The sequence below is a fragment of the Nonomuraea diastatica genome (genome assembly GCF_004349015.1).
GTDB classification, from domain to species: domain Bacteria; phylum Actinomycetota; class Actinomycetes; order Streptosporangiales; family Streptosporangiaceae; genus Nonomuraea; species Nonomuraea diastatica.
The window spans coordinates 43,067-56,350 of the sequence record NZ_SMKP01000049.1 but is presented as its reverse complement, the minus strand read 5'-3'; the positions used below and the strand labels follow the sequence as shown (position 1 = coordinate 56,350).

At 70.2% G+C, this 13,284-nt stretch carries 10 protein-coding genes; all 10 read left to right on the top strand.

The window, feature by feature from the left end; all coding sequences use genetic code 11:
- Nucleotides 1-1,180, top strand: a 1,180-nt coding sequence (locus E1294_RS52800) for a hypothetical protein (RefSeq protein WP_220447820.1), incomplete at its 5' end; no start/stop codon positions are given.
- 49 nt (nucleotides 1,181-1,229) lie between these two features.
- Nucleotides 1,230-2,132 carry a nucleoside hydrolase gene (locus E1294_RS18975; RefSeq protein ID WP_132509851.1) on the top strand — a complete coding sequence of 301 codons (903 nt, stop codon included), beginning with the start codon at nucleotides 1,230-1,232 and terminating at the stop codon, nucleotides 2,130-2,132.
- 1 nt (nucleotide 2,133) lies between these two features.
- Nucleotides 2,134-3,162 carry a sugar phosphate isomerase/epimerase family protein gene (locus E1294_RS18970; protein ID WP_132509849.1) on the top strand — a complete coding sequence of 343 codons (1,029 nt, stop codon included), beginning with the start codon at nucleotides 2,134-2,136 and terminating at the stop codon, nucleotides 3,160-3,162.
- Nucleotides 3,163-3,201: 39 nt separating this feature from the next.
- Nucleotides 3,202-4,110 (top strand): transketolase, encoded by a 909-nt coding sequence (locus E1294_RS18965; RefSeq protein WP_220447819.1) that lies wholly within the window; start codon nucleotides 3,202-3,204, stop codon nucleotides 4,108-4,110.
- Entirely contained in the window at nucleotides 4,107-5,084 is a 978-nt protein-coding gene (locus tag E1294_RS18960; protein WP_132509846.1) for a transketolase family protein, read from the top strand. Before E1294_RS18965 ends, E1294_RS18960 begins: the two co-directional genes overlap by 4 nt.
- Complete coding sequence (locus E1294_RS18955; RefSeq protein WP_132509844.1) at nucleotides 5,074-6,627, top strand: FGGY family carbohydrate kinase; 1,554 nt, start codon at nucleotides 5,074-5,076, stop codon at nucleotides 6,625-6,627. The genes E1294_RS18960 and E1294_RS18955 overlap by 11 nt, the downstream gene beginning before the upstream one ends.
- Nucleotides 6,617-7,639, top strand: coding sequence for a sugar-binding transcriptional regulator (locus tag E1294_RS18950; protein WP_246083104.1), 1,023 nt, complete (start codon nucleotides 6,617-6,619; stop codon nucleotides 7,637-7,639). The genes E1294_RS18955 and E1294_RS18950 overlap by 11 nt, the downstream gene beginning before the upstream one ends.
- Nucleotides 7,640-8,053: 414 nt before the next feature.
- A complete protein-coding gene (locus tag E1294_RS18945; protein WP_132509842.1) occupies nucleotides 8,054-10,267 on the top strand; it encodes an Ig-like domain-containing protein in 2,214 nt (737 codons plus the stop codon).
- A gap of 18 nt (nucleotides 10,268-10,285) precedes the next feature.
- Nucleotides 10,286-12,271 (top strand): ABC transporter substrate-binding protein, encoded by a 1,986-nt coding sequence (locus E1294_RS18940; protein WP_165977363.1) that lies wholly within the window; start codon nucleotides 10,286-10,288, stop codon nucleotides 12,269-12,271.
- A 9-nt stretch (nucleotides 12,272-12,280) separates the two neighbouring features.
- The gene (locus E1294_RS18935) at nucleotides 12,281-13,279 is read left to right on the top strand and encodes an ABC transporter permease (RefSeq protein WP_132509839.1); all 999 of its coding nucleotides are present in this window, start codon (nucleotides 12,281-12,283) and stop codon (nucleotides 13,277-13,279) included.
- Nucleotides 13,280-13,284 lie beyond the last annotated feature (5 nt).

The following is a 13,284-nucleotide window of genomic DNA, read 5'->3' as shown; positions in this document are numbered from 1 at the left end:
GGGCGCGGCGGCGCCGGCCTCGGCGGCCACGTCGCAGGCCGGGAGGGGGACGACCGGGGCGGCCGGGCTCGGGGCCAAGCACCCGCCGCGCCCTGTGGCGCCGGTGAACCAGGAGATCGCCGCCAGGTTCGGCCCCGAGTACAGGACACTGCCCGAGGCCGTGGCGGGCGTCGACATCGAGCCGCTGATCGGCATGCATTCGGCCGCCGACATCGCGGCCAGGCGCAAGGCCATGGCGGACTACATCTGGAAGGGCGCGGGCCTGCCCACGTCACTGCCGAAGGTGGAGAGAGGCGTCGAGGCGCCCGACTTCGCCTCGCTGACCGGCGTGCGCAGGATCGACCGGCTGACGGTCCCGCTGCGCTACCGCGTCTCGGCCAAGGTGTACGACCTCCTGCCCCGCAAGGGCTGGAACCGGCGGCTGGCCCTCTACCACAACGGGCACGGCGAGCCGTTCGACACCATGCTCCGCACCGTCCAGGCGCTGCTGGACCGGGGCTACCGGGTGATGGCGTACGCGATGCCGTTCCACCACTGGAACGCCCAGCAGATCGCCGACCCGGACGACCCGGACAAGCTGCTGCCCGGCCCTTCGCACCGGGAACTCCCGCCGTGGGAGAGGCCCGGGTTCTCGACGCTGACGTTCTTCCTCGAACCGCTCACGGTGACGTTGAACTACGCGGCGGCGACGTACGGGCCGGACTCCGTGGAGATGGTCGGCCTGTCGGGCGGCGGCTGGACGACCACGGTCTACTCCGCGCTCGACCCGCGTGTGACGCGCAGCTATCCGGTGGCCGGGTCGCTGCCCTTCTTCCTGCGCCCGGCCTCGCCCAAGCCGAGCCCGACGATCGGCGACTTCGAGCAGACCAAGGCGGCTCTGCCGGGCTTCTACGCCGCCGAGTCCGACGACTTCCTCGACATGTACGTGCTGGCCTCGATCGGCCGGGGGCGCGGCCAGCTGCAGATTCTCAACCGGTTCGACGACTGCTGTTTCAACGGGGTCGGGCACCGCGCCTACCACGCCCCGGTGCGCGACCGGGTGGCGCTGCTCGCCGGCGGGCGGCCCGAGGAGGGGCGGTGGGACATCCTCGAGGACGCCACGCACGAGGACCACACCATCTCGCCGCACGCGCTGTCCGTGATTCTCTGGGATCTTGACACCTCAAATATCACAACCTAATATCGGAATATAGATACATTATTGAATAAATATTCAGGCGGAGGATTGCGTGGCGGTCAGGACTTTTTCCCACCGGCGCCGGGTGATCGTGAACACCGATGCCAAAAATGAGGCGGACGACCAATTCGCGATCGTGCACGCCCTGCTCTCCCCGAGCCTCGACATTCGAGGTCTGGTGCCCGCGCATTTCGGCAACAGACGCACCCGGTCGAGCCTGGAGGAAAGCCGGGAGGAGATCGAGCTGCTGCTGCGGCTGATGAAGCTCGACGGCCAGGTGCCGGTGGCCGACGGCGTGCCGTACGCGCTGCCCGACGTCGGCACCCCGGTCAGGACGCCGGGCGTCGAGCTGATCATCTCCGAGGCCATGCGCGACGTGGCCGAGCCGCTCTTCGTGGCGTTCCTCGGCCCGCTCACCGACATGGCCTCGGCCCTGCTCCTGGAGCCGCGCATCGCCGAGCGGGACGTGACCGTGGTCTGGATCGGCGGAGGCGGTTACGACGGCAGAGGTGGCGACCCGGGACGCCCCGAGTTCAACCTGTCCAACGACATCGTGGCGGCCAACATCGTGTTCTCGTCCGCGCTGCGGGTCTGGCAGATCCCCGCGCCGACGTACCGGATGATGGCGGTCGGCTACGCCGAGCTGGACGAGAAGGTCGCGCCGTACGGCGAGATCGGCGACTACCTCGTACGCCAGCTCGTCGAGTGGAACGAACGCCAGCACGGCGGGTCGATCGAGTTCCGCGTGCTGGGCGACTCCCCCGCGATCGGGCTGATGTTGCACCCGGCGTGCGGGACCTGGGTGGAGCGGCCCGCGCCGAACTTCCGCCACGACGGCTCACACGACTTCTCCGTCGCGAACCGGCCCATCCGCACCTACGACTCGATCGACGCACGGTTCATCCACGAGGACTTCTTCGCCAAACTGCGGGCCTTCGCGCAGAGGAGGGTGTGACATGAGCGCGCTGACGTTCGGCGCCGGGATATGGGCGTTCGGGCAGATCGTCGACAGGTACGCGACCGACGGCTACGGGCCGTCGAGGACGATGACCGAGATGCTCGACCTGGCGGCGTCCGTGGACGGGCTGGAGTGCCTCGACATCAACGTGCCGTTCGCCGAGGGCGTCTCCAAGACGTCCGAGCTGGCGGCGGCGCTGGCCGAGCGCGGCCTGCGGGCCAGGGCGATCACGCCGCACCTGTACACGCGGGAGTTCGTCAAGGGGGCGTTCACCAACCCCGATCCCGCCGTGCGCGAGCGCGCCGTGGAGCGCGTGCACGAGGCGGTCGCCGTCGCGCGGGAGCTCGGGGCCGGCTACGTGAAGTTCTGGCCCGGTCAGGACGGCTTCGACATGCCGGGACAGGCCGACTACGCGCGGTTGTGGGATCTGACGGTGTCCGCGATCCGCGAGCTGGCCTCGGCGCACTCGGACGTGCAGTTCGCGATCGAGTACAAGGCCAAGGAGCCGCGGGTGCGCATCACGCTCTCCGACGCGGCCCGCACCCTGCTGGCCATCGAGGAGGCCGGGCAGCCGAACGTCGGCATCGTCATGGACTTCGGCCACTCCCTGCTCGCCGGCGAGACGCCCGCCGAGGCGGTGCAGCTCGTGCACCGGCGCGGGCGGCTGGTGTCGGTGGAGCTGAACGACAACTGGCGCGGCTGGGACGACGACCTGCCCGTGGCGTCGGTGCACCTGTTCGAGACCATCGAATACCTGCTGGCGGTGCGGCGCATCGGCTGGAGCGCGCCGGTCCTGCTCGACCAGTTCCCCTTCAGGGAGGACCCGGTGCGGGCGCTGTCGCAGAGCATCGCCACGATCCGGATGCTGGAGCAGGTGTGCGACCGCGTCGACCTCGACGAGCTGCGTGACGCGCAGGAACGGCAGGACGCGCTCAGGGCGCAGGCGCTGCTCTGGTCGGCGCTCGGAGCCGCACGTGAGACGGCCGGGACGGCGGGCGAAACGACCGGGACCGCACGTGAGACGTAGCGACGCCCGGCCGGCCGCGCCCGGAGACGGGGGCGCGCCGTGACCCTCACGCAGACCGCCGGCGGCCTCCTGCTGCCCGACCACGACGCGATCGGCGAATGGCGCCGGCTGCGCGACCGGCTGGCGCACGCCGACCGGACCGCCTCCGCTGCCGCGCTGGCCGCGCTGGCGGGCGGGATCCGGCGCACGGTGATCAGCACGATCCGCACGGCGGGCCTCGGGCACACCGGAGGCGACCTGTCCGTGACCGACATCCTCGCCACGCTGTACGGCGCCGTGCTGCGCATCGACCCGGCCAGGCCGGACTGGCCCGAGCGCGACCGCCTCATCCTGAGCAAGGGACACTGCTCGGTCGCCCTCTACACCACGCTCACGACCTGCGGCTTCTTCCCCGCGGACCGGCTGGCCACGTTCGCTGCCCCGATGTCGCCGCTCAACGGCCATCCCAGCCGCAAGGCGGTGCCGGGCGTCGAGACCAGCTCGGGCCCGCTCGGGCACGGGCTGCCCGTCGGCGTCGGCGTGGCAGTCGGCCTGCGCCTGCGCGGGTCACCGGCCAGGACCGTGGTCGTCCTCGGCGACGGCGAACTGCAGGAGGGCAGCAACTGGGAGGCCGCCATGACGGCGGCGCACCGGGGGTTGTCGTCGCTGACGGCCGTCATCGACCGCAACGGGCTGCAGCAGGGCGCGAGCACCGGCGACACCAACGACCTGGAGCCGCTCGCGGACAAGTGGCGGGCGTTCGGGTGGGAGGTCGCCGAGGTCGACGGGCACGACCATCTGGCGCTGCTGGACGCCGTGACCGCGCCGCGCGCCGAGCCGAGGCCGCGCTGCGTGATCGCGAGGACCGTGAAAGGGCGAGGGGTGTCGTTCATGGAGGACCGGGTGGAGTGGCATCACAAGGTGCCGGACGCCGAGCAGACCCGCATGGCGCTCGAGGAACTGCGTTGATCGTCGAAGAGACGCACGACTGCAGGGACGCCTTCGCCGCGGAGCTGGTGCGGCTGGCCCGCCACGACAGCCGGATCGTGGCCGTGTGCAACGATTCGGTGGGGTCGAGCAAGCTGGCCGCCTTCGCCCAGGAGTTCCCCGACCGGCTGATCAACGTCGGCATCGCGGAGCAGGACATGGTGGGCATCGGCGCAGGGCTGGCCAACGCGGGGCTGGTGCCGTTCGTGTGCGGGGCGGCGACGTTCCTGACCGCGCGGGCGCTGGAGCAGATCAAGGCTGACGTCGCCTACAGCCTGGCCAACGTCAAGCTCTGCGGGATGAGCCCCGGGCTCGCCTACGGCGCGCTCGGGCCCACCCACCACTCGACGGAGGACCTGTCGTGGTTGCGGGCCATCGCCGACCTGCCCGTCGTCGTGCCCGCCGATCCCGCGCAGACCAGCGCGGCGATCCGGTGGGCGGCGGAGACGACGGGGCCGGTGTTCCTGCGGATCGGCCGCTTCCCCGTGCCGGACGTCTCGCCGCCCGGTGGCCCCGCCTTCGCCTACGGGCGGGCGGTGCGGCTGCGGGAGGGCGAGGACGCGACGCTCGTGGCGACCGGCACGATGGTCAGCCGCGCGCTCCAGGCCGCCGTGCTGCTCGCCGAGCGCGGGGTGGAGGCCCGGGTGGTGAACGTGTCGACGATCTCCCCGCTCGACCGCGACGAGATCATCGCGGCCGCCCGGCAGACCAGGGCGGTCGTCACGGCCGAGGAGGCGGTGCCCACCGGTGGGCTCGGGGCGGCGGTGGCGGAGGTCGTCCTGGAGACCAGGCCGGTGCCGATGCGCCTGCTCGGTCCCCGTACGTTCGCGCCGACCGGGGAGACGGCGTTCCTGCTGGAACACTTCGGGCTCACCGCCGAGGGCATCGCCCGCTCGGCGCTGGACGTGCTGGGCCTTGGGGACGGCGACCTCGCAGGTGCGGGCCATGACGGCTGACCCGCTCGTCCTGGGCGTCGACCAGGGCACCAGCGCCACCAAGGCGATCGTCGTGGACGCCGCGGGCGAGACGGTGGCGCGGGCCTCCGTGCCGCTCGCGCAACGGCATCCGGCGCCGGGCATGGTGGAGCAGGACGGCGAGGAGTTGTGGCGCAGCGTCCGCGACGCGGTGTCGGCCTGCCTGGCCGGGGTGCCGGCCGGACGGGTGACCGCCGTGGGGCTGAGCGTGCAGCGCGAGTCGCTGATCCTCTGGGACCGCGCGTCGGGCGAGCCGCTGAGCCCGCTGGTGAGCTGGCAGGACCGCAGGGGCACCGACCTGTGCGCCCGGCTGGCCGCCTCGGGCGCGGCGCCCATGGTCCGCAGGATCAGCGGCCTGCCGCTGGACCCGATGTTCTCGGCGGCCAAGGCGGCCTGGCTGCTCGACCACCACGGCCGGGCGGGCGGCCGACTGGAGGGCCGGACGGGGGGCCTCTGCCTGGGCACGGTCGACTCGTGGTTGTTGTCGCGGCTGGGCGCCGGGCACGTGATCGAGATCGGCAGCGCCTCGCGTACCCAGCTGCTGGACGTGCGGGCCCGCCGCTGGAGCCCGGACCTGCTGGAGCTGTTCGGGATCCCCGAGGAGACGCTGCCCGGGATCGTGCCGTCCGCAGCACCCTCGGCATCGCCCTCCGCAGCGCCCTTCACCGGGGCGCACGCCGACGCCGCCGCGCTGCACCCGTCGCTGGCCGGCGTGCCGGTCGGCGCGGTGCTCGGCGACTCACACGCCGCCCTGTTCGCGCACGCGGCGGGCCGTCCGGGACGGGTCAAGGTCACGTACGGCACGGGCTCCTCGGTGATGGGACTGGCCGACCCGGGAACCGACGGGGACGAGGGGTTGTGCCTGACCATCGGCTGGCAGGAGGACGAGGCGCCCGCGTACGCGCTGGAGGGCAACATCCTGTCCGCCGGGGCGACGATCACCTGGCTGGCCGGGGTGCTCGGCACGGAGCCGGAGGAGCTGGGGCGGCTCGCGACCCGGGGGCGCAGGGGCGCGGTGCACCTCGTGCCGGCGTTCGGCGGCCTCGGCGCGCCGTGGTGGGATGACCAGGCGGTGGCGGTCATGACGGGGTTCGGCCTCGGCAGTAGCAGGGAGGACCTCGCCAGGGCGGCGGTCGACTCGATCGCGCTGCAGGTCGGCGATGTCGTGGCGGCCCTGGAGCGGGCGGCGGGCCCGGTCGACGAGCTGCTGGCCGACGGGGGCCCCACCGCCAACGCCGACCTCATGCAGTGGCAGGCCGACGTGACCGGACGCGCGGTGCGGGTGGCGCGGCGGCCGGAGCTGTCCGCGCTGGGGGCCGCTCACCTGGCCGGGGCGGCGTCCGGTGTATGGTCCCGCCGGGAGCTGTCCGGGCTGCCCCGCCATGGCCGGAGCTACACGCCCGGCCTTCCGGTGTGCGAGCGCCGCCGCGCCCTAGCAGAATGGCACTCAGCAGTGGCCCGGGCTCGCCACCGGACCAGCAGGAGCGGCGGAGCCGAAGCGGAGGCCAGCGATCGTGGGAGCTGACAGTCAGTTCGAGAAGAGCCGTGCCGGCGGCGAGCCCGTGAGATACACCGGGCGCCGGCTCAGCCAGGAGTCCGAGCGTATGCGGCTGCTGGTGCGGGTCGCCCGCCTCTACCACGAGCACGGCGTACGCCAGCCGCAGATCGCCGCCCAGCTGCGCATCTCGCAGCCGCGGGTGTCCCGGTTGCTCAAGGAGGCCGCGGAGATCGGCATCGTGCGCACGGTCGTCGTGGTGCCCAGCGGCGTGCACGCGCTGCTGGAGGAGGATCTCGAGCGCAAATACGGCGTGGAGCAGATCATCGTCGTGGACGCCGCGGGCGACAACCACGACGTGGTGGCCGCGCTGGGCTCGGCCGGGGCGACCCATCTCGACGCCACCCTCATCGGCGGCGAGCACCTCGGCATCTCGTCATGGAGCGCCAGCCTGCTGGCCACGGTCGAGGCGATGCAGCGCCGTCCGGTGCGGGTGGCCGAGGAGGTCGTGCAGCTCATCGGCGGCGTGGGCAAGGGGTCGGCGCAGGTGCAGGCCACCCGGCTGGCCGCCCACCTGGGCGATCTGACGGGCGCCGAGCCGGTTTTCCTGCCCGCTCCGGGCCTGGTCGGCACGCCGGAGGCGCGCCAGGCGCTGTCGGAGGACCATGTGGTGCGGCAGGTCGTCGACGCGTGGTCACGGCTGACGACCGTGCTGGTCGGCATCGGCAGCCTCGACCCGTCGCCGTTGCTGCGTGACAGCGGCAACGCCATCGATGAGGAGGAGCTGGAGACGCTGCGCGGTCTGGGCGCGGTGGGCGACGTGTGCCTGCGGTTCTTCGACGCCGAGGGCCGCCTGATCGACTCACCGCTGGAGCGGCGCATCCTGGGCATCCCGGCCGCCGACCTGCTGCGGGTGCCCCGGCGCATCGCGATCGCCGGGGGCCGCCGCAAGGCGGCCGCCATCCGCGCGGCGCTCAAGGGCGGCTGGGTGAACACCCTGATCACGGACGTGGGCGTGGCCGAGCAGCTGCTCAAGGACTGACCCCCGCTCCCCCGGGCGGCGATCCCGCCCGGGGCTCTTCTCTCGTGCGCGAAGGCCGCCGGGCATCTGGCCCGGCGGCCTTCGCCGTCTCCGCTCCCAGGAAGCCGTGACAGGTCTGTTAACTGACTGTTTCATCCGCGTACGTGACCACTCTTGACAGCCACAACCGTGTCGTTCACGATGTGATGAATCCACTCCATTCATGCCTGAATAAAAATTCTCAGCAAGCGCCAGCGTGGTTCCGGAGTCGTGCCGAAAGACGGCACAGCCCTGTCTATTCGGGGCGGAAAGAGAGCGTTCCGCATGACCGAGGCCCTTGGCTTCGATCGCCATCATTCACATTTCAGCCGCCGGGATTTCGTGCGGTCCGCGGCGTTGGCCCCGCCCGCTGTGGCGTGGGCGAGCACATCGAGCGTGGCGGCGAAGCCGAGCCCGAGCCCCACCCCCACGGTCGAGGCGAAGGAGCGGGCCAAGGGCGTGCCCGCCTTCCCCGGCGCCGAGGGGGCCGGGATGTACACCACCGGCGGCCGGGGCGGCGCCGTGTACGAGGTGACCACCCTTGACGACGACGGCCCCGGCTCGTTACGCGAGGCGGTCGCGAAGTCCGACGGGACGATCGTCTTCCGGGTCGCCGGCAACATCCGGATCGAGGGCGGCCTCGACATCACCGGCTCCAACCTCACCATCGCCGGCCAGACCGCTCCCGGCCACGGCGTCACCATCACCGGCAACGAGACGCAGATCAAGGGTGACAACATCATCCTGCGTCACCTGCGCTTCCGCGGCGGCGACGAGCTCGGCACCCCCATCGACACCTTCGGCGCCCGCGACGTGCGCGACCTCATCATCGACCACTGCTCGTTCAGCTGGGGCGTGGACGAGTGCTTCTCCGTCTACGGCAACACCAACGTGACCGTCCAGTGGTGCATCATCTCCGAAGGACTGGTGAACTCGGTGCACCCCAAGGGCCGCCACGGCATGGGCGGCCTGTGGGGCGGCGACACCATCACCTACCACCACAACCTGCTCGTCCACGAGAACGGCCGCAACCCGCGTTTCAGCTTCACCGAAGGCATGAGCCTGGTCGTGGACCACCGCAACAACGTGATCTACAACCCCGGCATCACGTCCTGCTACGGCGGCGAGTGGTCCAACGGCATCAACATCATCGGCAACTACTACAAGCCCGGCCCGAACACGCGGCCTCCGATCGCCCGGACGATCGTGGCTCCCGGCCGGTTCGGCCAGTGGCACGTCAGCGGCAACACGGTCGAGGGCCACGACGACATCACGGCCGACAACACGCTCGGCATCACCTACCCGCCCGGCGGCGTCACGCTGCTGCCCAGGCCGGTGGAGTTCGAGAACGGCATCACGGAGCAGACCCCGGCGCAGGCGTACGCCACGGTCCTGGAGCAGGCGGGAGCCACCCTGCCGCGGCGGGACGCCATCGACGCCCGGCTGGTCAACGAGGCGCGCACCGGAACGGGGCGGCACATCAACTCGCAGAAGGACGTGGGCGGCCGGCTGCCCCTGCCCTCCGAGGTGCCCGCTCCCGCCGACAGCGACCACGACGGCATGCCGGACGACTGGGAGACCGCGCAGGGGCTGGACCCGCAGAACGCCGACGACGCCAAGACGGTGGACGGCAGCGGGTACACGAACTTGGAGCGCTACCTGAACTCCATCCAGCGGGCCGGAGCCCGCAACCCCCAGGTGTCGATCCTCTCCCCCAAGGCCGACCAGGTGTTCGCGGCCGCGCAGGACAAGCAGTCCATCGTGGTCAAGGCCGACGCCAAGGCCTTGGACGGCGCGTCCATCGCCACGGTCGAGTTCTTCCACGGCGACAAGAAGATCGGCGAGGCCACCGCTGCGCCGTACGAGGTGACCTGGGCGGAGGCGGCCGACGGCAGCTACTGCCTGACGGCTCGCGCGACCGACAGCACGGGGTCGGCGACCACCTCGTCGCTGGTGCCGATCCATGTCACCCGCACCACGACCCACAAGCCGTGGAAGGCGCAGGACATCGGCGAGGTCCCCATCCCCGGAAGCACGGCGTTGAAGGACGGCGTGCTCACGCTGAAGGGATCAGGGAAGATCGCCGGCTGGAAGGACTCCTTCCACTTCGCCCACCAGGCGGTCGGGTTCACCAAGCAGGGCGAGGTCATCGAGATCACCGCGCGGCTGGACGACATCAGCACGGGTCACATCGACGCCGTGGCGGGCGTCATGGTGCGCCAGGACCTCGCGCCGAACTCGCCGTTCATGATGGCCGGCATCGGTTACTCCGCGAGCGGTGACGACGGTGCCGGCATGCGCGCCAAGGCGATCAGGGTCGCCTCGAACGGCAAGGAGCCCAGCGTCGGCCTCTGGCCGTACGACGGCGATCCGCTGAGCGTGAAGCCGTACTGGCTGCGCCTGGTCTGCCGGAGCCTGCCGACCGGTGACCACGAGTTCGAGGCCTTCCTCTCCGACAACTCGCTGAACTGGGACCGCATCGGCTACGAGCGCATCGCGATGCGCAGCGGCCGGTTCTACATCGGCCTCGCGGTCGACGGGAACCAGGAGGCGATCGCCGTCCGCACCTACACCACGGCGCGGTTCAGCCTCGTGAAGATCAATGGCTGACAAGACAGGAGCATGCTCATGACACCACAACCGTTGACGAGGAGGGGTCTGCTCGCCGGCGGAGGCTTCCTGCTGCTGGCGTCCGCCAGTGGATGCGGCTTCTTCGACACCAGCCCCGACACGGGCGGCAAGGCCGCGCAGGCGGTCGACATGTCGGCCAAAGAGGCCCCGGCGCTGGCCGAGCTGGTCAAGAACGGCAAGCTGCCGCCGCTCGCCGAGCGCCTGCCGAAGAACCCTCTGGTGGTCAAGCCGCTGAAGGAGCCCGGCTCGTACGGCGGCACGTGGAACTCGGCCATGGTGGGCGAGGACGACTGGGACTGGCTGATCTACACCCTCGCCTACGAGCCCGTGGTCAGGCTCAAGCCCGGCACCAACGGCCAGAAGGGCCCGGACGACATCATCCCCAACGTGGCCGAGTTCGAGGTCAAGGACGACGGCCGGGAGTATGTCTTCCGGCTGCGCGACGGCCTGAAGTGGTCCGACGGGCAGCCCTGCACGGCCGACGACCTGCTGTTCGCCTTCGAGGACGTGGCCGTCTACAAGGACCTGCACACGACCGGCGTCTACGACCTCTACCTGGAGAACGGCACCACGGACGAGCTGGTCAAGGTGGAGAAGGTGGACGAGCGGACGGTCCGCTACGTCTACAAGGAGCCGAAGGCGGGCCTGCTGTTCCAGATCGCGGTCGCCACGTTCGAGCGTGGCGGTGCGGCCGGGTTCCTGCTGCCCAAGCACTACCTCAAACAGTTCCACAAGAAGTACAACCCGGACGCCGACAAGCTGGCCAAGGAGCAGCAGTTCGAGGACTGGACCCAGTTGTTCATGCAGAAGAACGACTGGGCGCACAACGCGGACATCCCGACGCTGCACCCGTGGAAGATCACCACCGCGATCGGCGACGGCACGGCGGTGGTGGCCGAGCGGAACCCGTACTACTGGAAGGTCGACGACCAGGGGCGCCAGCTTCCCTACATCGACCGGTTCAGGTCGGATCTCCTCGGCGACGTCGAGGTGGAGCTGCTGAAGATCATGAACGGCGAGATCCACATGCAACTCCGCAACTTCAACACGCCGGAGAACAAGCCGGTGGTCGCGCAGAACGCCGGGAAGGGCAAGTACCGGCTGTTCAACGTGCCGAGCCGGCTGAGCAACACGATGATCATCCAGTTCAACCAGACGATCGGCGACGACGACCTGCGCGAGTTGTTCCAGAAGAAGGACTTCCGGATCGGGTTGTCGTACGCGATCAACCGCAAGGAGATCATCGACGGCGTGTACGCCGGGCAGGGCGAGCCCTGGCAGGCCGCGCCGTCCAAGAACAACGCCGTCTACGACGCGGAGTTCGCCAAGCAGTACACGGAGTACGACGTCGCCAAGGCGGGCGAGTACCTGGACAAGGCCGGGCTGACCAAGAAGGACTCCGCCGGCAGGCGGCTGGGCCCCGACGGCAAGCCACTGATCGTCACCGTCATGACCAGCGCGGAGTTCCCGCACCACGTCCAGGCGCTGGAGTTCGTCAAGAAGCACTGGGAGGCGGTCGGGGTCAGCCTGCGCGTCGATCCGGTGTCGGACACGCTGTACACCGAACGCACGATGGGCAACAACCCGCAGGCGTCCACGTTCACGTGCAGCGACTTCGACGTGATCACCGGCACCGGCGGCAGCCACTACTACGTGCCGAGCAACTCCGGCAGCGCCCGCTACGCCATCCGCTGGGCCCTGTGGTACGGCAGCAAGGGCAAGAACGGCGACGAGCCGCCGGCAGTGGTGCGCGAGCAACTCGAGGCGTTCACCGCGATGCGCACCGAGCCGGACGTCAACAAGGCGCTGGAGCACGCCAGGAAGGTCGTGCGGATCGCCAAGGACCAGTTCTACGCGATCGGCATCAGCTCGCACCCCGACGAGTACGGCATCGTCTCCAACGAGGTCAAGAACGTGCCCGACTCCATGTCCGTCTGTCCCGTGAATCCCGGGCCGACCCAGCCCGAGCAGTACTCCTTCTGAGGCGCCGGAATGCTGGGTTATTTCGGCCGCCGCCTGCTGTACGTGGTGGTGACGATGTGGGCGATCTCGATCGCCACCTTCGTCATCATCAACCTGCCGCCGGGCGACTACGTCTCGACGCTGATCGCGAACGCGCAGGCGGGCGGCGAGGGCCTCACTCCGGCGGAGATCGAAAACCTCAGGCTGCGGTACGGCCTGGACGATCCGATCTTCGTCCAGTACTGGCGCTGGATCACGGCCATCCTGCTCCACGGCGACTTCGGTCAATCGTTTGCCTGGAATCAGCCCGTCGCCACGCTCATCGGCGAGCGGGTCGCGCTCTCGGCGATCCTGTCGATCAGCTCGCTGCTCATGGTCTGGGCGATCGCGTTCCCCATCGGGATCTACAGCGCGGTCAAGCAGTACTCCTGGGGTGACTACGGATTCTCCTTCCTCGGCTTCATCGGGATGGCGATCCCCGAGTTCATGCTGGCGCTGGTCCTCATGTACATCGGGTTCCGCTACTTCGGGGCGAGCGTGGGGGGCTTGTTCTCACCGGAGTTCCAGGACGCGGCCTGGAACCTGGGCAAGGTACTGGACCTGATGGGACACCTGTGGGTGCCGATCCTGGTCATCGGGGTGTCCGGCACGGCCGGCATGATCCGGGTGACCAGGGCGAACCTGCTCGACGAGCTCTACCGGCCCTACGTGCACACGGCCAGGGCCAAGGGGCTGCCGGAGTGGAAGCTGCTGCTGAAGTACCCGGTGCGGATGTCGCTCAGCCCGTTCTTCAGCACGGTGGGCTGGCTGCTCCCGGGGCTGATCGGCGGGGAGACCATCGTGTCGGTCGTCATGAGCCTGCCGACAGGCGGCCCGCTGCTGCTCAGCGGGGTCATGAGCCAGGACATGTACCTGGTCGGCAGCTTCATCATGATCCTCAGCACGCTGACCGTGGTCGGCACCGTGGTGAGCGACCTGGCGCTGGCGTGGTGGGACCCGCGAATCCGCAAACGGTACAAGAGAGAGTAGCGCCA

Excerpts from the sequence above, each read along its gene's own strand:
- E1294_RS18955 (WP_132509844.1), top strand. The coding sequence starts at position 5,074 with ATGACGGCTGACCCGCTCGTCCTGGGCGTCGACCAGGGCACCAGCGCC.
- E1294_RS18935 (WP_132509839.1), top strand. The coding sequence starts at position 12,281 with ATGCTGGGTTATTTCGGCCGCCGCCTGCTGTACGTGGTGGTGACGATG.
- E1294_RS18970 (WP_132509849.1), top strand. The coding sequence starts at position 2,134 with ATGAGCGCGCTGACGTTCGGCGCCGGGATATGGGCGTTCGGGCAGATC.
- E1294_RS18940 (WP_165977363.1), top strand. The coding sequence starts at position 10,286 with ATGACACCACAACCGTTGACGAGGAGGGGTCTGCTCGCCGGCGGAGGC.